A 20,500-nucleotide genomic window follows, 5' to 3' on the forward strand; every position below is an offset into this window, starting at 1 on the left:
GTTACTATGAATTTTGAAACAGTTTCAGTTATCGGTTTGGGCTATATCGGCCTGCCTACCGCCGCCGTTGTCGCCTCGCGTGGCATTAATGTCATTGGCGTTGATGTCAATCAGCAAGCAGTGGATACCATCAATGAAGGAAAAATCCACATCGTTGAGCCTGATTTAGACATTGTGGTACGCGGTGTGGTTGCCACCGGTAATCTGCGTGCGACGACCGAAGCTCAGCGAGCGGATGCGTTTATGGTCGCGGTGCCCACTCCCTTTAAAGACAATGACAGTGGACCAGTGGAGGCCGATTTAAGTTATATCCAAAGTGCGGCCAAAGCGATTGCGCCGGTGTTGGAAAAAGGCAATCTAGTGGTTCTTGAATCGACCTCCCCGGTTGGGGCCACCGAACAACTCGCTGCTTGGTTAAGCGAAGCGCGTCCAGATTTGAGCTTTCCACAGCAAGTGGGTGACAACGCAGATATTAAAATCGCCCATTGTCCAGAGCGTGTACTACCTGGCTATGTACTACAGGAGCTAGTTTCCAATGACCGCGTCATTGGTGGTATGTCGCAGGCATGCTCAAAACGTGCGGTAGAGCTGTATGAAAACTTTGTTCGCGGCGAGTGTATTATCACTAATGCACGCACCGCAGAAATGGCTAAGTTAACCGAAAACTCTTTCCGTGATGTGAATATCGCCTTTGCCAACGAATTATCGTTGATCTGTGACAAGCTAAAAATCAACGTGTGGGAACTTATTCGTTTGGCCAATCGCCACCCCCGCGTCAATATCCTTAATCCCGGTCCAGGGGTGGGGGGTCACTGCATCGCAGTCGACCCTTGGTTTATTGTTAGCAGTGCCCCCGAGCAGGCAAAGCTGATTAAACAAGCGCGCTTGGTCAATGACGGCAAGCCAAGCTATGTGGTTGAGCAAATAAAGCAAGCGGCGGATGAGTTTAAGCGCCCGGTTATTGCTTGCCTTGGTCTGTCATTTAAGGCTGATATAGACGATTTACGTGAAAGCCCCGCTTTAGACATTGTCAGTGACTTAGCGCAACAACAAATCGGCGCCGTATTGGCTGTTGAACCGAACATCGATGAGCTTCCTAGTCACCTTGGTGCCCAAGGGGTTGAACTAACCTCCTTGGAGCAGGCGCTAGAGCTTGCAAATATCGTTGTTGTACTGGTTGATCATAAGCAATTTAAAAATGCCGACAAAACCGAATTTGCCCGTAAAGTGGTGATTGATACCCGAGGTGTGTTGGCGTGATGACACCTAAGCAGCTCATTAAGGCCGATTTATATCGGCAAACCGGGCGGGTTTCTAGGGTGTTATTGATCAAGCATTTATTAGTGAACCCCTCGTTCAACTATGTGTTTTGGTTTCGCTTGTGTCGTGCTCGCAGCACCCTGGTGCGCGGCTTTGCGCGGTTGATACATAAACATTTATCAGTACGGTATCAGATTCAGTTGCCCAAGGAAGTGCAGGTCGGGCCTGGGCTGTACTTAGGTCATGGCACCGGCATTATTGTTAATGCCAGCGCTAAAATTGGCGCTAACTGTAATTTAAGCCCTTATACCGTGATTGGTTCAAACCATGGTCACGCAGCGCATATTGGTGACAATGTATACATTGGACCACACACCAGTGTGGTTGAACACGTACACATTGGCGATGGTGCTCAGGTAGGCGCGGGAGCTGTGGTGATCAAGGATGTACCTGCGCATGCCACCGTGGTCGGGAACCCGGCTAAAGTGGTACGCGAACATGGTGAGGCAACCTATATTGCAAATCCAGTGCAGGTTAATTCATGACCCAAGTAGTGATTGTTGCACCGTTAAGCACCATTGAATGGGGCAGCGATAACGCTGGGGGCGTCGATAGTGTGTGCCAGCAGTTATTGCAAGCGCTCATAGCGATGCCAACGCCCGGGTGTCAGTACGAAGTGCTCGCGTTGAAAGTTGGTCAGTCTTCAGCAGAGTATTTCACGCGTTATCGCTTAAGCGAACAAGTGCATGTGACCTTTGTACCTAGCAAGGGCAAGATCGCGGGAGTGCCAGTGCCTGGCGTGATTTATCAGTGCTGGCAAGTGCGCAAGTTTTGCCGGGCGCACCGTGCGGATGTGGTGCACAGTCACTATTGGTCGCTGTTGCTTGGCGTGCCCAAACACATTGCGAAAATGGTGACAGTGCATTCGTTTGGAAAGTTAGGGCGTAAGTCAGTGTCGATGCTCAATGACTTGCTCTATGAGCGTATTCTGCCGAGCTTGTCACGCCATAGGGCGAATAAAGTTACCTGTGTAGGCGAGCAGCTGCGAGAGTGTATTGCCCAGCAAACAGGAATAAATGCAGAGGTCGTTGCAAACCCCATTAATCCCACTTTTTTTGCCGTAAATACAGCGTCGGTAGAGAAGTTTAACACCCCCACCTTAGTGACCTGTGCAATGATCCACCGGAAAAAAGGCATTCATGTCGCTATAGATATTGTGGCGAAGCTAAATCAAAGCCGTGAGGTGAATTTGTGCATTATCGGCCCGGTACGTGATCATGACTATAAAGCGGAGTTAGACGCTCAAATCGAGCGGCTTGGGATCTCGACTAACGTGAAATTTACCGGTGCCTTGTCAATGTCTGAAGTGGCGCAGCATTATGGCAAAGCACATGTGGGCTTGTTTTGTTCACAAGAGGAAACTTTTGGCTTAGCCCCCTTGGAAATGGTCGCTGCTGGTCTTAACGTGGTCTCGACGCGCGTGGGTGTATTGGCTGAGCAGCCACAGTTATTCATCAGTGCGGGTGGTGCCTTTATCGATAGCAATGATATCGACGCTGCGGTGCAAAGAGTTAGTCAGGTGCTCGAGGGCAGGGGCAGTGCTGAGCCTCAGCTCATCGCCGACGCTTTTTCGGCGCAACGAGTCAATGCCCAGTATCAGCAGTTGTACAAGGAGCTAACGGGTGTTTAATAAGTTACTCAGCTACGCCCCAGTACAGATATTTTCAGCATTGAGTGTGTTTGCGCTTATAGCCATACAAACTCGCTTTCTCGCGGTAAGCGAATACGGTCTTTTGGCAGTACTGCTGGTGATCATGGAAAGCACACGCTCTATGTTTGCGCAGTGGATTAATACTGCACTGTTACGCTTTTACCCCAGTGCACAAAGTCCAGAGCGTGAGCAGCTTTTGTACCTCAGTAGCTCGTTGTTATGGTTATTTGCAGCGGTAGCAGTACTGGTTGTAGCCTTATGCTTGTGGGTGTTTTCGCTGTTCTCATGGAGCAATATGCTTTGGGTTGCTCTGCTGTTCGTTGCCAAAGGAACATACACCTACTACCTTGAGCGCGCTCGAGTGTGTGAGCAAGTTAATCGTTATCGTTATGCAACCTTGACCCAAGCGGTGTTATCCGTGGTGCTTACCTTAGGTTGCCTGTGGCTTGATGGTGCCCTGCATAGCGCCTTAATTGCTTTGGTAGCGAGTAACGCCATCGCCTTGTTATTTACTTTGCGTAGAAACCCTCAGGGACATAAGGGCACACCGGTGCTGCGCCGAGAGTTTCTACACTATGGTTTACCTTTTATGTTTACTGGTGCCCTCGGAGTATTGGCGACACGCAGTGACCGTATCGTCATTGCCCAGCTTACCTCGTTAGAGCAAGCTGGGCTCTACGCCGGCATAGCGAACTTGTTAGTGGGCTTAATGGCACTGGTGTTTATGGTCGTGGCTTTGCCGTTGTATCCAGAGCTGACCAAACTCACCGACAAACCGCAGCAATTGCGTCAGGCTCATAGCCGATATGGTGGGTATTTATGTGCGTTAGCGATACCGGCGCTGACCGGGCTGTGTTTACTGGCACAGCCGCTGATCACTGTGTTTTTAGGTGAGCGCTATCAGCAGCTAGATTTACGCGTATTTTATGCTATTGCCGCCGCCACCTTTATTTTGAATCTACGCGGCCACTATTTAGACCATGGCTTACAGTTTAGGTTGCGTACTCAATGGCTACCGCTGATCACTGCTGTGGGCTTTGCCTTGCAGCTCGCTTTAGCGTTTACATGGGTACCCAAGCTAGGTGCTTTAGGTGCTGCATTGGCGTTGCTTATTGCTATGTGTGTCGCGGCGTTGCTGTCGTTGATAACTGGGCGTTATTACCGTTACCACTTTACCTGGCCAGCACAGCTTTATAAAACGTTACTGGCGACAATGGTGATGGGCGCAGTGCTTTATACATTGTTGAAAAACCTTGTATCACTTGCGCCTTGGCAGCAGCTTGTTATTGGTGTACTGGTAGGGATCACGACCTATGCGCTGATGCACTGGTTACTCAATACCTTCGCTATACGTAGCCAGAGCCTCAACTGGAGGCGGCGCAGTGTCTGAGATTAAATTAGCAAAATACCTACAATTAGCCTTATTCAGTGCAGTGGTACTCGGTGGCTACCTGCTTGAAAACCTCGGTATCGCCTACGTATCAGAAGGCGGCTCGCCGGTGGTTAAAATACACCTTTATGCATACATTTTACAGGCGTTATTTGGGTTATTGGTGTTGAGCAGAGGCATGGCAGCAAGTGTTGCTGAATTAGGTCAGTTAGCGTCTATTTGGTGGTGGTCATTTATCGCTCTAAGCGCTGTTATCGTCTATGGCCTAGCCACACAAGGCACGTCAGGCATGGCCTATATGGTTAATACCTTTTTAGCGCCATTGTTGTTGTTAGTGCTACTCGCGCAACTATCACACTCGCAGTTGCAGCGTATTTTGGTGCTACTTGCTTACTTGTTGCTGTTTAATTCCTTACTTGCCGTGGGGGAGTATGTATTAAATACTCGTATTGTAAGCGTTGAGTTTGACTCCTTTGCTTTTTTTCGCTCAACCGCATTGATGACACACCCCCTGAACAATGCCCTGATCACCGTGGCTTTAGCCTTGTTGCTCTGCTCCTACACTCGACTCCCGGCTTTTGCTTATATCGGCCTAGTGATTTTGGCGCTGTTTGCTTTTGGTGGGCGGGCAGCGTTAGCACTCTTTTGCCTTGGCGCCTTAGTGTGTGCCGTGCCCGCATTGTGGCGATTTTTAACCCGTGGTGTGGCCGTTGACAGGCGGTACCTAGCGGTACTTATGATGCTCGGCTATTTCGCCTTTATTGCTTTTATTGTGGTGCTTATTGAGTCGGGGATCACGGAACGTATCGCTTCGAAAATGTATATCGATCACAGTGCTACAGCGCGTTTAGATGTGTTTTATCTACTTGAGCAGTTAAGCCCAAAAGAGTGGGTGTTCGGCGCCTCAGCGAGTTTGATGGCTGCTATCGAGTTTTATATTGATATCTCGGTTATTGAAAACTACCTCGTAGGATGGATTTTTAATTTTGGCTTGATTGGTGCTGTGCCGCTTTTTATCGCCGCTTTCTTGCCCCTAGGTTATTTCTTTTATCACGGGAACTTAGTCAGCCGTACCGCGATTGGTGTGTTTATGATTGTGGGGGTAACCAATAACTCATTAACAACAAAAACACCGGTATTGTTACTACTTTACTGTGCCTTGTTCTGTGCTTTAAAACTTCAACAAAAAGCCCAACAATCGATTCGGGCCCAAGGAGCTAGCCATGCTTGCGCGACTTAAGTCATCGTCTATTTATGCCCATTTACGGCAAATAAAGTACCGTCGCCAACGTCAGGCTTTAAACGCGCAACCTAAAACCGCGCTGGCGCAGATGCGAGCGGTGTTGCTCGATGATTTGCAGATAGCGCAAGGGGATGCATTGTTAGTGCACTGTGGTTTTGGGTTTTTGCATGCTGATTTTACTCCCCAGCAATTGCTCGAGCTACTAAAGCAAATTGTCGGCCCTACAGGGACCTTGGCCATGCCATTTTACCCGCCAGGGTTGTCGCAAGATTGGCTAAAGGCTGGGCGTATTTTTGATAGCGCACATGTGTGTTGTGGCACCGGGGTATTGGCGCAAACTCTAGCTGATGATGAGCACAGTCACATCAGTATCCACCCTATCAAAGCTGTTGCCGCTTGGGGCCAACACAGCCGATTAATTACCGCTCATCACCAGCGTAGCCAGACGCCTTATGACGCGCACAGCCCCTATTACTTGCTGGCACAATTGGAGCACTCCAAGTCCATCGGTTTGGGCGTACGTAATTGTTCGATGGTGCACTGCGCTGAAGACCTGTACGAGCAAGACCTAGGGTATCTCTATGGCGACAAGTCCTTTGCAGCAACGGTGATTCATGAAGGCAAACAACATCGCGTAACCACTTTTGTACATGACATTCGCGAGCCGCTGATGGAGTCGAGCACATTTTTTGATTTGCATTGTCCCCAATTGGTTACCTTAAGTCAGCGTTTAGTTTCGCCTTGTTATGCTATCGACAACTCTAAACTGTTGCCGCAATGCCAGCAGCTATTCGCGCAAAATATCTCAAGGAAGAAGAGCTAATGAAGTACATTTTGACGTTTGATTATGAGTTGTTTGGCAGTGGCAAGGGCGATGTGTTTAAGCACTTGGTCGCGCCCACAGACAAAATGCTCGAAACCATGCAACGTTTGGGAATACGCGCTACTTTTTTCATCGAATATCTTGAGCTCGAAGCGATTTTTAAAGAAGCCGACAGCGGCAACCCTCTTTTTATCGACGATGCCAAGCATATTAAAGCCCAGCTCGAGCGTATGGTGTCTCTAGGTCACGACTTACAATTACACCTGCACCCTCAATGGTATCAAGCACAGTACCGTCAAGGACAATGGCAGCTCAACTTTGACTGGTGGCGATTTTCTGCCTTGCCTTATCGAACCAGTGCTGATGGCACCCCAGGTCAGCTTGATTTATTGCTCGCCGGTAAAGCTTTTCTGGAAGCATTAATTCAGCCCCTCAACAGCGAATATCGTTGTCATGCTTTTCGTGCAGGTGGCTACAATATCGGCTTTAATCCGCAGAGTGTGAAAGCACTAAGCGCTGCAGGCTTTGATACTGAATCATCTTTGTGCCCGGGCTTTTATGCCAATAAGGCCTTGTGTCAATACGACTACACCGACTGTGACTCATTCTTGCCTCAGCCCATGCCCGGCAGTGATGAGCCTACACAAGTCATCGAGTACCCGCTGCTTACGCTGCGCAGCTCGTTACCAGAAAAAATCTCTCTGGCGCGTTTATACACGCGGTTATTTAATAAAAAATTAAAGCGCATTGGTTATCAGCGTAGCGTTAAGCCAGCTGCCCCTTTGCAGCCACACAAATTGACAAACAGTAACTTCGATGTGTGTCTAAGTAGCCGAGCACAAGTACAGCGATTTTTAGCTTTGGCGCAGCAAAAGTGCTTGTCTACCACCGTACTTATTGGACATGCCAAAGACTATTCATGGTTTTCTCCTTTTGCATACACGCTAAAACGAGCACAGCGTCAGGGTCAATTTATCACTCTCTCAGATGCGCGGGAGACGGTGTAAATGTATACGTCTCGTATGTACAAGCGCAGTCCGATTTGGCTGCAAAATGTGTTGGCCTCGGTCTATGGTGGTTTGCGTCAGAAGCTACGGGATAACCGACACACTCGCTCGCTAACAGCGCAGCTTGAACAGTTGCAATACGATGTGCACAAATGCGATGCCTATCGCCAAGCGCGGCTTAAAAAGATGCTTACACACGCGGCTCGCCGAGTCCCTTTTTATCGCGATAAAGGCACTGATTTAGGGCAATACAGTGTGATTGATAAAGCCACTGTCAAAGCTCAGCATCGTGATTTTCTAGACTCCGAACATCAAGGGGTCAAGATCAAAGGGGCAACCAGTGGCACCACAGGCAGTCCTTTAGTGATTTACCAATCGAAAGAATCGGTCATGCGTGAGCGAGCTTTTACTAATCGCCACCGACAGTGGGCGGGATATCAAAAAGGAGATAAGCGAGCGTGGCTTCGCGGAGATATGATCGTCCCAGGTGAGCAACGAAAGGCGCCGTTTTGGCGTTATTCGTGGTTTGAAGATATGATCATGCTGTCTTCCTTTCATTTAACCACAGCTAATATGGCGAGTTACATCGACGCTATGGTGGAGTTTGGTGTCGATGTTATCCAAGCCTACCCGTCGTCGATTGTCAGCTTGGCAAAATATTTACAAAGTTGTGATACCTATTACCCCGCGCCATTAAAGTCAGTCATCACCTCATCAGAATCTTTAAGCGCCGAAGACAGAGCCCTGATTGAGTCACGCTTTAAGTGCAAAGTATTTGATTGGTATGGTCTATTTGAGCGTGTTGCAGCGATCGCCAATTGTGAGCATGGTAACTACCACCTTCTCAACGATTACGCTGAAGTTGAGCTGCACCATATCGATGGTAATCGTTATGAACTGATCGGAAGTAACCTTAACAACTCTTTATTTCCACTCATTCGCTATCGCACGGGCGATTTTGTCCAGCTGAGCGATGAACAAAGCTGTCCCTGCGGTCGTCATTATCCTGTTATTAGCGCCATTGAGGGCCGCCAAGGGGATTACTTGGTGGCCGAACAAGGGCAGAAGGTCTACGTGCTTAACCATATTCCTAAAGGAGTTGACGGCTTACTAGGGTGTCAGTTTGTGCAACATCGCCTAGGCGCGGTTGAGGTTAGAGTGCAAATAGATGATAGGCGCTTTGATGAGCACCAGCGCCAGCAATTAATAAGCAATACCAAGGAGCGCTTGGGTCAAAGCATGCAGGTGAAAGTAACACCGGTATCGCAACTAGAAAAAACCGCATCGGGCAAGGTACGCCAAGCGCTTTGTAGCATTGAGGAATGAAGATGAAACAGTACAAAAACATTACGTTAGCCACCGCGCGAGGCGGCCAAGGCGGTATAGCTACGGTCTTGCATACGTTGGAATCTTCGGGGTTTTTCTCCCGCTGGCATGTAAAGCATATCGCCACCCATCAGCGTGACACGTCAAAGTTGGGCCTAAAACGGCTGTTTACTTTTCTCTTCGCCTATATCCAAACAGCGTGGACTCTATTGAGCTCCCGTGTGGCGGTGGCGCATATTCATATGGCATCGCGGGGCAGTTATCAACGCAAATCGCTGCTTATTAGATTGCTAAAACGCTTTCGAGTGAAGGTTGTGTTGCATTTGCATGGCGCCGAATTTCGTGACTTCTTCGAAAACGAATGTGACGCCCAAAAACAAGCCCATATTCGTCATACCTACGAGCTCGCCGATAAGGTGATTGTGCTCTCCACACAGTGGCAAAGCTGGGTTGAGAGCTTAGTTAATGACCCCAGTAAAGTACAAGTGATATACAACGCCGTGGACTCTTTGCAATTAGGGACTGAGCGCACCGAGCCTGGATTGATTCTATTTTTGGGCCGTCTAGGCCAACGCAAAGGGGTTGGAGATTTAATTGCGGCATTTGCTGAGGTAAAAAAACAGTGTCCTAACGCACGCTTAGCACTCGGTGGCGATGGTGATATGGCCACCTTTAAAGCTCAGGTTGCTGAATTAGGGTTAGAGCAGGGTGTTAGCTTTTTAGGGTGGATCAGTGGTGAGCAAAAGCTCGACTATCTTGCGCGAGCGGATATTTATTGCCTGCCTAGCTACAACGAAGGCTTCCCTATGGGGGTGCTCGAGGCCATGTCTGCGCAAAAAGCCGTGGTCGCCTCCAATGCCGGAGGCATACCTGACGCCTTGCAACATCAACATAGCGGATTGATGTGTCCTGCCGGTGACGTTAAAGCGTTGGCCCAGTTGCTCATCAATGCCATTGGCGATCGTGGCCTTAACGCGCGATTAGCTGCTAATGCGAAACAACGCTTTGAAGACAACTTTTCCAAGCAAGCGGTGATCCCGCAGTTAGACGCCCTGTACCGGGAGCTACACGATGAACACTGAAACTGCTAACACACTGGCTCAGCAAACTTTAAATTTAGCGCAAGCGGATGATTATGCCGGCTATGACCCTTTTGATGGCCTGAACAGTCGACTATTTTCTGTTGCCCCTATGTTGCGCAAGGGCGTATTTGGGCTGGCATGGACGCAGCTGTTCAAACGCTCGCCCATCAACTTCAGGCCCTTATGCTTGGTGCCCAAGAAACGCAACCCCAAAGGCGTGGCATTATTTATCTTAGGCTTGGTGAATGATTATCAGCGCAGTGGTGAGCAAAAGTACGTGCATGAAGCACAACGTTTAGCCGACTGGTTACTTACGCAGAAATGCGATGAGCAGCAGTGGGGAGCGCCTTGCTGGGGCTATCACTTTGACTGGAATGCCCGGGCGTTTTATGTGCCCAAAGGCAAGCCCAATGTGATCACCACCCTGTATGTTGCCAAAGCTTTACATGCTTTTGGGCAAGTGACGAAGCAAGATAAGTACACACAGTGTGCAATGCAAAGCGCCCACTTTATGGTAGACCATTTATATACGCAGACCACGGACGAACAGGGGCGAGAGCAATGCTATTTTGCCTATATTCCAGGTGAGTCGGCATTCGTACACAATGCCAGTTTGTGGGCAGCGGCTTGGGTGGCGACCTACGCTGCGTACTATGATGACAGCTTATACGGCGACTTAGCCTTGCAGGTTGCGCGACAATCAGTACAGGCACAAAATGAGCAGGGCGCGTGGGTCTATGGAACACGTCATCATCATCAGTTCATTGACGGCTTTCACACCGGGTATAACCTCGAGGCGTTGGATATTGTGCGTTCGCAATTGCAAACGACAGAGTTTGACGCGGCAATAGAACGTGGTTTGCAGTTTTATACTGAGCACTTGTTTGATAGCCAAGGCACGGCGAAGTACTATCACGATAATCCCTACCCACTGGATATGCACAGCGTCTGCCAGGCGCTATTAACTTTGCTAAAGGTTAACCCCAATGCCGAGCAACTGGCATTGGCGGGTAAAATACTCACTCGCAGCGTGGAGTTGCTCTACGAGCAGCGCAGTGGCCGTTTTGTGTATCAAAAAGGCAAACGCTACACCAATAAAGTCAATTATATGCGTTGGACCCAGGCCTGGGTGTATTACAGCTTTAGTGAATTGGCGCTTGTGCAGCAGCGTACCCGCGTTGAGCAGGAGGCAGCGTGAGGCTTGCTGGGATTGACGCAATGCGCTCACTGGCGATTATTTTAGTCGTCGCGCAGCACACCTCATTGATGGGCGACGACAAAACTGCTGTTGACTATCTATATAAAAATTTGGTCGCTAACTCATCGGTATTCTTTGTTGCTTTGTCTGCTTTTTTAGCAGCGCATATCAGCTGGCCGAAGCAGCGCTGGACTGATTTTATGCGCAAGAAAGAGGCGCTGTTGATTCCACCTTTTGTGTGCATCTCTTTATTGGCGCTTACCAAAGCGTATTCTAAATGCACCTTAGGTTTGTACTGCCAAGATTATCAGCTTATAGAGGTAGGCTTAGGGGGAGCGTTATTCCCGCTTTGGTATGTGCCCTTTATTATGGTGATGTTCTCGCTTACACCAATGCTCAAACTGTATCATGCTCAGCCGCTGTGGTTGCAAGCCCTAGTGCTAATCCCCTTGTGCTACCTCTCCATGCGTATTGGGCGTCCGCAAGAGCTGACCCATCTCGCACATAATTTACTCTATTTCTTACCTGCTTTTTTACTGGGTTTGAGCTGTGAAAAGCTGCAGCGCTGTCGACCAGTATCGACAGCATTGATAGTCAGCTTAGCTGTGGCTGCTATTGGCGTATGGCTATATCAAAGCTTGCATTTACAGCAGTTTGGCAATGCCCATCATCCACGCTTAGGGTTGTATGCTGTTGATTGGCTGTTTGTGCAAAAAGCGATGCTCAGTTGCGTGTTGTTATTGTTATTAAGCGATTTACGCGTAGAGCAGTGGTTGCAACGACACCCCAGTTTACTCAAGCCGCTGTCACAATTGGCGATGATGAGCTTTGGCATCTTCTTTATTCACGGCTTGTTTACCTACGAGTTGTATCTACTTACCAAACCCTTGGCACACATTAGCTATGTACTTAGCTCCGTGGTCGCAATGGCGCTGTGTCTTGCGCTTGCGTGCGCTGCGCTCACTATTGGCCAACGGCTTATCGGCAAGCGATATAGTCGCTATATTGCCGGATATTAAGGAGAAATCATGAAAAGAATTCAATTTTTAAATGTCCCTATGGATAGCGCCACAATGACGGAGACGGTAACGGTGATCCGCGATCATATTAAGGGCGGGCACTTTCTTCAGCACGTGGTGGTTAATGTCGCCAAATTGGTCAATATGCAACGTGATGCTGAACTCGCTGACTCAGTTAAAGCTTGTGACATCATCAATATTGATGGCATGGGTGTGGTCTGGGGAGCAAGAGCCTGTGGTCATGACATACCAGAGCGCGTCGCTGGCGTTGACCTGTTCCATGAGCTACTGGCAATGAGCGCCGAGCAACAATTCAGTGTGTTTTTACTTGGCGCTAAACCCGAAGTGGTGGCTCGTACAGCTGAGGTGGTGCAAAAGCAAAATCCGCAATTAAATGTAGCGGGGTATCACCATGGCTATTTTTGGGATGATGAGCAGGCCGTGGTTGAGAAAATCAAGGCATCCGGTGCACAGCTACTTTTTGTGGCCATCACCTCGCCGAAAAAAGAGAACTTTATCAACCGCTGGCAAGACCAGCTCGGGGTCAACTTCGTTATGGGCGTTGGCGGCACTTTTGACGTTGTTGCCGGTAAAGTAAAGCGGGCGCCAAAGTGGATGCAAAATGCGGGGTTGGAATGGCTATATCGCGTTTTGCAAGAACCCGGACGAATGTGGAAACGCTACCTTGTTACGAATAGCCGCTTCGCTTATTTGTTAATGAAAGAGCGCATGACAAATAGATGACAGCGCTTATAGTTAACCCGTTGTTCATGGTTAAATGTTTATTATAGATAAGTTAGTTAAATCTATTTTACTTGGTGGGATTGTGGATTATAATTTCACCTGTTACTAGGATGGCTGAATTTAAGCTTGGAGCACCCATGACCAGCGATAAAACATTTAAAAATAACCCAACCTCCAGCGGTGTTTTCTACCGCTTGATGGATTTGTTTTCGATCACTGCCGGGCTCTTTATAGCCGCTGCTATACGTGGCGTAGAGCTGGATCAGCATTACCTAGTAGCATTTCTTATCTTGATGATTTGTTACCTCTACACTGCGGAAGTTTTTAACGTCTATCGCAGTTGGCGAGCAGGTAAGTTTCAGCATATGGTGAGCTGGTCTTGGCTCTCTTTAGTTATTGCAAGTGGTGCATTATTCATCTTTGCTTTTGGTTTTAAGTTTAGTGAGAATTTGTCACGTTTAACTTTGTTTATTTGGTTTCTTAGTTCATTTATATTTCTGTTTAGTTGGCGGTTGTTTATTCGTTTATATAAAGTCAATAAACGAAAGCTTGGTTTTAGCTTAAAACGAGTCGCTATTATTGGCGCGACCGAGTCAGGGGCCAATTTATTTAGGGAAATAAGTCAGCATGATGAGCTGGGTTTTGATTTTGTGGGCTTTTTTGAAGACCGCCAACCAGATAGAGTATTCGAGCAGTTGCATTTCCATGTTCAAGGAGCAATTTGTGAGGCCGTCAACGCTGCTCGTCGCGGTGAAGTCGATGTGCTGTTCATTGCTCTGCCGATGAAAGCCGACAAGCGTATTGCCGATATCTTGCGTCAACTTGGGGATACCACTGTTGACGTCCACTTTGTCCCTGACTTTTTACTCTCGAACTTGATTCATGCGCGCATCGACCACGTCGGTGGGTTTGATACCCTAAGCGTGTTTGAGTCGCCTTACTTAGGTGCGCGAGAATTTATCAAACGCTCTGAAGATATCGTCGTCGCGGCGTTAATCCTATTGCTCATCTCACCACTGCTTATCGCTATAGCAATTGCAATTAAATTAACCTCTGCGGGGCCAGTGTTGTTTGTACAAGACCGGTATGGACTCGGCGGCGAGCGTATTCGGGTTTGGAAGTTCCGTTCAATGAAAGTAATGGAAAACGATGCTGTGGTGCGTCAAGCGACGAAAAACGACGCACGCATTACCCCCATCGGTGGGTTTTTGAGGCGCACCAGTTTGGACGAATTACCGCAGTTTTTTAATGTTTTATTCGGTGATATGTCCATTGTCGGCCCTCGCCCGCATGCTGTGGCACATAACGAGGAATATCGTAAGAAAGTCGAGTTTTATATGATCCGTCACAAGGTTAAGCCAGGGATCACAGGTTGGGCACAAATTAATGGCTGGCGCGGTGAGACAGACACCTTAGAGAAAATGGAAAAGCGGGTGGAGTTCGATCTCCAATACATTAAAAGTTGGTCTTTGTGGTTTGATATAAAAATTATATTTATGACTATTTTCAAAGGCTTCGTTGGGAAAAATGCGTATTAATATCAGGGAGTGGAGAATGAGAAAGTCGATGCTGGCAGCAGCGTTATTGAGTGCGACAACAGCCCATGCAGCGATGCCAAAGCCAGGCAGCTATATCACCCAAAATGGCCTTGAATTAACGCCCAAGCTCAGTGTAGGCGCGATGTACGATGATAATATTTTCAGTACGGCCAACAATGAACAAAGCAGTATGATTTACACTGCCACGCCAGAGTTAGAGATGGCGTATGATGACGGCATTAACCGTCATCAGCTTACCACACGGTTGAGCTCAGCGGCCTATATTCAAAGTAGTGCAGACAATTATACCGATGGTCATATTGGTTACTTGTCTCACTTTGAACCGTCACGACGTCATCGCTTCAATGTGCGTGTTGACGCCGATTGGAATGTTGAGCGCCGTGGTGAAGGCCTGTCTGAGGGACAACCTAATGCCTTTGCTGAGCCGCTCACTTACGAGCAGCAGGATTACCACGCCGACTATGAGTTTGGCGCACAAACAGCGATGTACCGTGTTAAGTTTGATGCGGGTTATTACAACAAAAACTACACGCGTTTTGAGACCATTACGCAGTATCGTGATTACGACAAAGCAAATTTCGGCGCCACACTTTACTTTAATTCACAATCACGCTCAGACGTGTTCGTCTCCGTACATCAAAACAACTATCGCTACGATGTTGTTGACATCAATGGTGTCACTCGCGATTCCGATGATTATCAGGCTTATGCTGGGTACAGCTGGGAAGCAACGGCGCTAACAGAAGGTGAGATCAAAGTCGGTTATCAAAAAAAGGACTTTGCTAATGCTGCTCGTGAGAACTTTTCAGGGGTCAGTTGGCAGGCCAAGATTAAGTGGCAGCCGCTGACTTATAGCCACTTCCGATTTACCACTTCACGCAGTGCTCGCGACCCTTTAGTTGAAGGCGATTATGTTCGTGAGACGTTCTACGAGGCGCAGTGGGTGCACCAATGGCGTGAAAACCTGCAAACGAAGGTGGCGTATTCGTACACCGATGATGAGTTTGTCGGTGTAAGCCGTCAAGACTCGCTACGCGGGCTCACTTTGGCGATGGATTACGCGTTGAGCCCAAGCGTGGTGCTATCAAGTTATTACGAACTGCGCAATGACAACTCTACTCGCGACGATTTAGCCTTTGACCGCAATCGCATTGGTTTGACTGTACAGTTTGCGTTGATGGGGAGTCGTTAATGCGGTGGCTAGCTGCAGTGCTGCTGGCACTATGTAGTCAATGGGCGGTTGCCAACAGCGATTATAAGCTCGGGCCGGGCGATCAAGTGCAAATTAGAGTGTTTGGTCAGCCGGATCTTAATATAGATGCTTTATTAGGCAAAAGTGGCGTAGTCAGCTACCCCTTTTTGGGTGAGCTTACCTTGACAGGACTCACAGTAAAAGAAGTGGAGCAGCTGATCTACAGTGGCCTAAAAGGCGACTACCTCGTTGAGCCCAATGTCTACGCCCAAGTGGTCAGCTACCGACCTTTCTATATTCATGGCGAAGTTGAAGAGCCTGGTGCCTACCCCTATCAACCAGGACTGACGGTGGATCAAGCTATCGCCTTGGCCGGTGGCCTCACTGAGCGAGCCTCCACAGACAAAATCTTTTTGCTCAGTGAACAGCAGCAACAGGCAAAGCGCAGTAAAGCGTCTTTGCAATCTCAGGTCGCCGCCGGTGACACCATAAAAATAGAGCAACGGTTCTTCTAATTTCAGGGTAGAGAATGAAAACAGCAACACGCAATACAGGCGCCGCTGAGGTTGTGACTCTGGGCTATTACTTAAAAGTCATTAACAAGTTTAAGTGGCGCATTGCGCTCTTGGCGATTTTAGTTACCACCCTAGCTATGGTGTGGGCACTGCAATTGACTCCTTCATACCGTGCTAGCGCCACCTTGCTTATTGAGGCGCAGCAGCGTAAAGCGGTCAGTTTTGAAGAGGTCTATGGTTTAGATGCCTCAAAAAAAGAGTACTATCAAACCCAATATGAGATTCTGCGCTCCAGAGCCATTGCCAGAGATGTGATAGAGCAATTGAACCTGCTTGAGCATCGAGATTTTCAACCCAAGCCTAGTATGCTCAGTTGGGTTATGAATGATATTAAGCAATGGGTGAAGCAATATATTCCACAAAAGCCACAGACATTGCCAAGCACCGCCGATGCGCAGCAAGCTTACGAAAAACGAATGCAGAAAATTATCACCGCGTTTTCGCGGCGGCTGAGTATTCATCCGATCCGTAAAACCCAGTTGGTGGTTATCGCCTATGAGTCAAGCGATCCGGCGCTGGCTGCTGATGTCGCCAATGCCGTTGGTGAAGCGTACATTACTCATGCGATGCAAGCGAAAATGGGCATTGCTAAACAGGCTTCGGGGTGGTTAAACGACCGCCTAAGTATCCTGCGAGAGCGCTTGGATAAGTCGGAACAGAAGCTGCAAAGCTACCGAGAGCGTGAGGATTTAGTTGATATTGAGGGCGTTGTAGGGTTAGTGCGTCGTGAATTAGAGCAAACCGCGCAACAATTGGTGGAAGCGAAGCGTAACCAAAGCGAGCTTAACGCGATTATGCGCGTGGTGGATGAGTATGGTCGTGATGACATTGCCAGGTTGGAATCGATCAACGAAATCACCACTCACAAAGTGATTCAAGACGTGAAGCGCGAGGTTGTGACCGCGCAGCGCAAAGTGAGTGAACTACGACAAGTATATGGCCCTAAACACCCTAAAATGATTGCCGCGCGAGCGGAGCTTGCTACTGTGCAGGAAAACTTATCGGCACAAATTCGCTCTTTGGTGATGGGCTTAGAAAAAGAGATGCGCACCGCCAATAGTACGGTGTCAGCGTTACAGCAAGATGTGGAGCGATTGCGTCAGCGTTTTCAAATGCTAACGCGTAAAGAAACTGAGTATCACCAGCTCAAACGCGAAGTGGAAACCAACCGCAATATCTATGATACCTTTTTATCGCGCTCCAAAGAGACCGAAGTCACCAGTGATTTCAATTCGCCAATCGCGCGGTTTACCGATTATGCCTACCAGCCGACGAATCCAGCGAAGCCGAACCGTAAGTTAATCGTCGTATTGGCCTTCGTTGCGACCTTAGGTTTCGGTATCGTGCTGGCGTTTCTAACCGACGCGCTAAACGACACGCTGAACAACGCTGAAGAAGTAGAAAATAAGCTCGGTCAGCGACTGCTAGGAGTGTTGCCGAGTTTACCCTCATCAAAACGTAAGCCGCTGCCAACGCACACCTTCTTTGATAAAGGTAAGTTGGCTTTTGCGGAGGCGGTGCGCACTTTTAGAACGTCGCTGGTACTCAGTCAGATGGACCGTGACAATCAAGTGATTGAAGTGACTTCATCGGTGCCGGGTGAAGGGAAATCAACCACGTCCATCAACCTTGCTTTCTCGCTCGGGCAAATGGAAAAAGTATTATTAATTGATGCTGATATGCGTCGTCCTTCGCTGGCTGGGCGCTTCTCTCTTCCGGCTTACCAGCCAGGGCTGGCGAATGTCCTTGCGAACACTCAGCAGCTTGAGGAGTGTATTCACGTTGATGAACAGTCAAACATTCACGTGTTGTGTGCAGGGCAAATCCCATCTAACCCGTTAGAGCTACTCAGTAGCGAAAACTTTAAGGCCCTGTTGGCACACTTGCGCCAGCAATACGATTATATCGTGCTTGATACGGCACCTTTAGAGGCGGTGAGTGACGCGCTTGTTGTTTCCCAGCACAGTGATTCAGTGATCTATGTCGTTAAATCAGGATCGACACGTCAGGGGTTAGTGAAGGCCGGGCTACACCGCTTAATTGATGCTAAAGCAAACGTTTGTGGGGTGCTGCTAAACCAAGTTAATGGCAAACAAAAGCAGGGCCATAATGCCCATTATGGCTACTACGATAGCCATGGATATACCCAAGCAAATGCACCAACTTAAGGCTTGCTATGATTGATATTCACAACCATGTGTTGGCTGGGATAGATGATGGACCGCAGCAGTGGCAACACAGTATCGCCATGCTCGAACAAGCTAAGGCGCAAGGGATCTCCCATGTGGTTGTCACACCGCATCTGCACTTTGGTCGCTTTGACAACACCCAACCCGTAATCGCGCAAAGTTTTGCGCGGTTGCAACAAGCTATACGTGAGCAACAGCTCGATATTCACGTTGCTTTTGCCAGTGAAGTGCGCATTGACTCGCAAATTATGGCAGCCCTTGCCAGGGACCTCATTGCGCTATTTCATGGTCAAGGCCCAGAGCGCGCAATACTCTTAGAATTGCCGCACTCGCATGTACCTCTCGGTGCTGACAAGCTGATCACTTGGTTAAATCGCCAAGGCTTAACAGTGGTGCTGCCGCACCCTGAGCGCAATAGAGAAATTAAGGCGAAGCCACATTTGCTGGCACGATTTAAGCGCTTGGGGTGCTTAATTCAAGTGACGGCAGGGAGTTTGCTAGGGGATTTTGGTGATGACAGTGAAAAACTCGCAGTGCAGTGGCTAGAGCAGGGTGACGTTGACCTGATAGCCAGTGATGCCCACAGTTGCGAACGTCGACCTTTTCGCCTAGCGCAGGCCCGTGAGCGCTCTGAGCAACTGGTCGGCAAGGAGCTGGCCCAACGCTACACCAAGGAGAACCCATGGCGTCTATGCCAAGGTCTATTTTAGCTCGGTTAACACCTCGACACTTGGCAGCCTCCGTGCTTATGCTGATCAGTATTGGCTTGGCAGCGGGCTCCATTGCTGCCTTGCAGGGCAATCTAGCCTATTTACAAGGTAAAACATTACTGTCGCACTTGCAGGTGCAACAAGATGAGTTGGAGCCAGCCGTCGGCTCGACCCATTACATGCGCGCCCACATGCGTCTGCAACGCGCTGCTGAGCTCGTTCCTAACCATGCACAATACCACACGATTCAGGCGCAGCTATCATTGTATGGCTTTGCGCATGGCTATGCCGATGGCGTTGAACTGCGAACAGCCAAAGAACAATTACTGCACTCTCTGAGCTTGCGACCGAGCTGGCCGTATACTTGGCTGGAGTTGGCAAAAGTAAGCTATTCTCTGGATGGAATCAACGATTCGGTGTGGCAGTATTTAAAACAGGCGCAACAATATGGGCCCTTTATAAAAGAGGTTAATATCACCAGTGTTGAGTTTTACCTTTTATATTACGCTGAACTCAACGCCGAGCAGCGCCAAGCACTGCGTACTCAGCTGCAACGAGCATTAGTGCAACGGGATGGTGCCTGGCTATTGTGGGAACGAGCCCAACTGCGAATGCGCAAAACCTTGTTATGTCATGAAGTGGCGAAACTGCAACAGCAGCATCAAGTCATGAATAACCTTTGTAAGCGTGCGCAAGCCAATTTTGCCAGTGTTGCTGATAACCCAGCATAAGCTGGTGTTGGCGACTCTCGAAGTGTTGTGCCTGGTCTTTTTCATTGCAAAAAGGCCCAGCATGGCACAGTGGGCAATAGTTGGCATCATCTAAATAACGCGGGCGGTGATAGGGAAAGTCAAGGTTTTTGGGGTTCAGCGCGTAGCTGTAGGTGACTCCTTTGGTGTCTTTGACATGTTTATTGCGGTCCACGTTACGGATACGGTAACCGGGGAAATCATCAATATTAAAGGACTGCTCACCGACATACTGTATATCAAGACCAGCACACAGGGCGTGGTCAAGACTCCAATGACTGTAAGGTTTGACGTCTTTTGAGGTGATATAGCACAGCCCGGCGCCGTGTTTAGCTAGGCCATAGGCGCTACCATAGCGTAAAAATTGGTGTAACAGGGCGCGATTCAAGGTGTTGAGGCCACCTTGTTGCTGCGCTGCAGCAAAGGCGCTTTTAGAGCCTAGTTGGCTGAGCAATGGAAACTGAAAAATGATGACATCAAAGCCCGTGCTAAGGCGTTGCCAGCAGGCCTGGTTGGTCACATCAAAGCTGAAATACAGCGGTACCTGGGCTTGGCGTAACTCATCAATGCCGTGACTGGAATACTTCTCTCGCAGTACCGCTTTTGAGTCATACACCGAACCGACGATATGGGCGTCTGCAAAGCGTCGTTTAAGCGCCCGGGTAAAGGTTAAATCGCCGTCGCCGACCGTTAAAATACGCCACTGAGCACTTAAGTACATCG

19 protein-coding genes are annotated in these 20,500 nt (G+C 48.8%); 18 read left to right on the plus strand and 1 reads right to left on the minus strand.

Annotated features, from left to right (window positions below):
* The first annotated feature begins 6 nt into the window (after positions 1-6).
* The 18 genes from wecC (at position 7) to MHM94_RS02755 (ending at position 19,759) form a co-directional block, all read left to right on the plus strand.
* On the plus strand, positions 7-1,260 hold the full coding sequence (wecC, locus tag MHM94_RS02670) for a UDP-N-acetyl-D-mannosamine dehydrogenase (protein ID WP_022945837.1): 1,254 nt from the start codon (positions 7-9) through the stop codon (positions 1,258-1,260).
* Positions 1,260-1,805, plus strand: coding sequence for a serine acetyltransferase (locus MHM94_RS02675; RefSeq protein WP_268837887.1), 546 nt, complete (start codon positions 1,260-1,262; stop codon positions 1,803-1,805). Before wecC ends, MHM94_RS02675 begins: the two co-directional genes overlap by 1 nt.
* Positions 1,802-2,950 (plus strand): VpsD family glycosyltransferase, encoded by a 1,149-nt coding sequence (locus MHM94_RS02680; protein WP_235418719.1) that lies wholly within the window; start codon positions 1,802-1,804, stop codon positions 2,948-2,950. The genes MHM94_RS02675 and MHM94_RS02680 overlap by 4 nt, the downstream gene beginning before the upstream one ends.
* A complete protein-coding gene (locus MHM94_RS18500) occupies positions 2,943-4,361 on the plus strand; it encodes a lipopolysaccharide biosynthesis protein (protein ID WP_235418720.1) in 1,419 nt (472 codons plus the stop codon). Before MHM94_RS02680 ends, MHM94_RS18500 begins: the two co-directional genes overlap by 8 nt.
* On the plus strand, positions 4,354-5,601 hold the full coding sequence (locus MHM94_RS02690; RefSeq protein ID WP_235418721.1) for a VpsF family polysaccharide biosynthesis protein: 1,248 nt from the start codon (positions 4,354-4,356) through the stop codon (positions 5,599-5,601). Before MHM94_RS18500 ends, MHM94_RS02690 begins: the two co-directional genes overlap by 8 nt.
* Entirely contained in the window at positions 5,585-6,427 is an 843-nt protein-coding gene (locus MHM94_RS02695; RefSeq protein ID WP_235418722.1) for an AAC(3) family N-acetyltransferase, read from the plus strand. Before MHM94_RS02690 ends, MHM94_RS02695 begins: the two co-directional genes overlap by 17 nt.
* Entirely contained in the window at positions 6,427-7,434 is a 1,008-nt protein-coding gene (locus MHM94_RS02700; RefSeq protein WP_235418723.1) for a hypothetical protein, read from the plus strand. Before MHM94_RS02695 ends, MHM94_RS02700 begins: the two co-directional genes overlap by 1 nt.
* Positions 7,435-8,760, plus strand: coding sequence for a phenylacetate--CoA ligase family protein (locus tag MHM94_RS02705; protein ID WP_235418724.1), 1,326 nt, complete (start codon positions 7,435-7,437; stop codon positions 8,758-8,760). It abuts the gene before it with no gap.
* A gap of 2 nt (positions 8,761-8,762) precedes the next feature.
* The gene (locus tag MHM94_RS02710) at positions 8,763-9,842 is read left to right on the plus strand and encodes a glycosyltransferase family 4 protein (RefSeq protein WP_235418725.1); all 1,080 of its coding nucleotides are present in this window, start codon (positions 8,763-8,765) and stop codon (positions 9,840-9,842) included.
* The gene (locus MHM94_RS02715; protein WP_151174022.1) at positions 9,832-11,040 is read left to right on the plus strand and encodes an aspartate-semialdehyde dehydrogenase; all 1,209 of its coding nucleotides are present in this window, start codon (positions 9,832-9,834) and stop codon (positions 11,038-11,040) included. The genes MHM94_RS02710 and MHM94_RS02715 overlap by 11 nt, the downstream gene beginning before the upstream one ends.
* Positions 11,037-12,059, plus strand: coding sequence for an acyltransferase (locus tag MHM94_RS02720; RefSeq protein WP_235418726.1), 1,023 nt, complete (start codon positions 11,037-11,039; stop codon positions 12,057-12,059). The genes MHM94_RS02715 and MHM94_RS02720 overlap by 4 nt, the downstream gene beginning before the upstream one ends.
* 9 nt (positions 12,060-12,068) lie before the next feature.
* The gene (locus MHM94_RS02725; protein ID WP_235418727.1) at positions 12,069-12,803 is read left to right on the plus strand and encodes a WecB/TagA/CpsF family glycosyltransferase; all 735 of its coding nucleotides are present in this window, start codon (positions 12,069-12,071) and stop codon (positions 12,801-12,803) included.
* Between the two features lie 137 nt (positions 12,804-12,940).
* A complete protein-coding gene (locus MHM94_RS02730; RefSeq protein WP_026111244.1) occupies positions 12,941-14,341 on the plus strand; it encodes an undecaprenyl-phosphate glucose phosphotransferase in 1,401 nt (466 codons plus the stop codon).
* Positions 14,342-14,357: 16 nt separating this feature from the next.
* Positions 14,358-15,554, plus strand: coding sequence for an outer membrane beta-barrel protein (locus MHM94_RS02735; RefSeq protein ID WP_040643255.1), 1,197 nt, complete (start codon positions 14,358-14,360; stop codon positions 15,552-15,554).
* Positions 15,554-16,069, plus strand: coding sequence for a polysaccharide biosynthesis/export family protein (locus tag MHM94_RS02740; protein WP_022945851.1), 516 nt, complete (start codon positions 15,554-15,556; stop codon positions 16,067-16,069). The genes MHM94_RS02735 and MHM94_RS02740 overlap by 1 nt, the downstream gene beginning before the upstream one ends.
* A gap of 14 nt (positions 16,070-16,083) precedes the next feature.
* The gene (locus MHM94_RS02745) at positions 16,084-18,297 is read left to right on the plus strand and encodes a polysaccharide biosynthesis tyrosine autokinase (RefSeq protein WP_235418728.1); all 2,214 of its coding nucleotides are present in this window, start codon (positions 16,084-16,086) and stop codon (positions 18,295-18,297) included.
* A gap of 8 nt (positions 18,298-18,305) precedes the next feature.
* Positions 18,306-19,028: a CpsB/CapC family capsule biosynthesis tyrosine phosphatase gene (locus MHM94_RS02750; RefSeq protein ID WP_235418729.1), complete on the plus strand. Its 723-nt coding sequence runs from the start codon at positions 18,306-18,308 to the stop codon at positions 19,026-19,028.
* Positions 19,001-19,759, plus strand: coding sequence for a hypothetical protein (locus tag MHM94_RS02755; RefSeq protein ID WP_235418730.1), 759 nt, complete (start codon positions 19,001-19,003; stop codon positions 19,757-19,759). The genes MHM94_RS02750 and MHM94_RS02755 overlap by 28 nt, the downstream gene beginning before the upstream one ends.
* Here the strand turns inward: MHM94_RS02755 and MHM94_RS02760 are convergent.
* Positions 19,695-20,498 (minus strand): Rossmann-like fold-containing protein, encoded by an 804-nt coding sequence (locus MHM94_RS02760; protein WP_235418731.1) that lies wholly within the window; start codon positions 20,496-20,498, stop codon positions 19,695-19,697. The genes MHM94_RS02755 and MHM94_RS02760 overlap by 65 nt on opposite strands.
* Between the last annotated feature and the right edge of the window lie 2 nt (positions 20,499-20,500).

This window comes from Pseudoalteromonas sp. CNAT2-18.1 (assembly GCF_022347865.1).
Lineage (GTDB): Bacteria > Pseudomonadota > Gammaproteobacteria > Enterobacterales > Alteromonadaceae > Pseudoalteromonas > Pseudoalteromonas ruthenica.

Excerpts from the sequence above, each read along its gene's own strand:
- wecC (WP_022945837.1), top strand. The coding sequence starts at position 7 with ATGAATTTTGAAACAGTTTCAGTTATCGGTTTGGGCTATATCGGCCTG.
- MHM94_RS02675 (WP_268837887.1), top strand. The coding sequence starts at position 1,260 with ATGACACCTAAGCAGCTCATTAAGGCCGATTTATATCGGCAAACCGGG.
- MHM94_RS02680 (WP_235418719.1), top strand. The coding sequence starts at position 1,802 with ATGACCCAAGTAGTGATTGTTGCACCGTTAAGCACCATTGAATGGGGC.
- MHM94_RS02695 (WP_235418722.1), top strand. The coding sequence starts at position 5,585 with ATGCTTGCGCGACTTAAGTCATCGTCTATTTATGCCCATTTACGGCAA.
- MHM94_RS02700 (WP_235418723.1), top strand. The coding sequence starts at position 6,427 with ATGAAGTACATTTTGACGTTTGATTATGAGTTGTTTGGCAGTGGCAAG.
- MHM94_RS02705 (WP_235418724.1), top strand. The coding sequence starts at position 7,435 with ATGTATACGTCTCGTATGTACAAGCGCAGTCCGATTTGGCTGCAAAAT.
- MHM94_RS02710 (WP_235418725.1), top strand. The coding sequence starts at position 8,763 with ATGAAACAGTACAAAAACATTACGTTAGCCACCGCGCGAGGCGGCCAA.
- MHM94_RS02715 (WP_151174022.1), top strand. The coding sequence starts at position 9,832 with ATGAACACTGAAACTGCTAACACACTGGCTCAGCAAACTTTAAATTTA.
- MHM94_RS02725 (WP_235418727.1), top strand. The coding sequence starts at position 12,069 with ATGAAAAGAATTCAATTTTTAAATGTCCCTATGGATAGCGCCACAATG.
- MHM94_RS02730 (WP_026111244.1), top strand. The coding sequence starts at position 12,941 with ATGACCAGCGATAAAACATTTAAAAATAACCCAACCTCCAGCGGTGTT.
- MHM94_RS02735 (WP_040643255.1), top strand. The coding sequence starts at position 14,358 with ATGAGAAAGTCGATGCTGGCAGCAGCGTTATTGAGTGCGACAACAGCC.
- MHM94_RS02740 (WP_022945851.1), top strand. The coding sequence starts at position 15,554 with ATGCGGTGGCTAGCTGCAGTGCTGCTGGCACTATGTAGTCAATGGGCG.
- MHM94_RS02745 (WP_235418728.1), top strand. The coding sequence starts at position 16,084 with ATGAAAACAGCAACACGCAATACAGGCGCCGCTGAGGTTGTGACTCTG.
- MHM94_RS02750 (WP_235418729.1), top strand. The coding sequence starts at position 18,306 with ATGATTGATATTCACAACCATGTGTTGGCTGGGATAGATGATGGACCG.
- MHM94_RS02755 (WP_235418730.1), top strand. The coding sequence starts at position 19,001 with ATGGCGTCTATGCCAAGGTCTATTTTAGCTCGGTTAACACCTCGACAC.
- MHM94_RS02760 (WP_235418731.1), bottom strand. The coding sequence starts at position 20,498 with ATGTACTTAAGTGCTCAGTGGCGTATTTTAACGGTCGGCGACGGCGAT.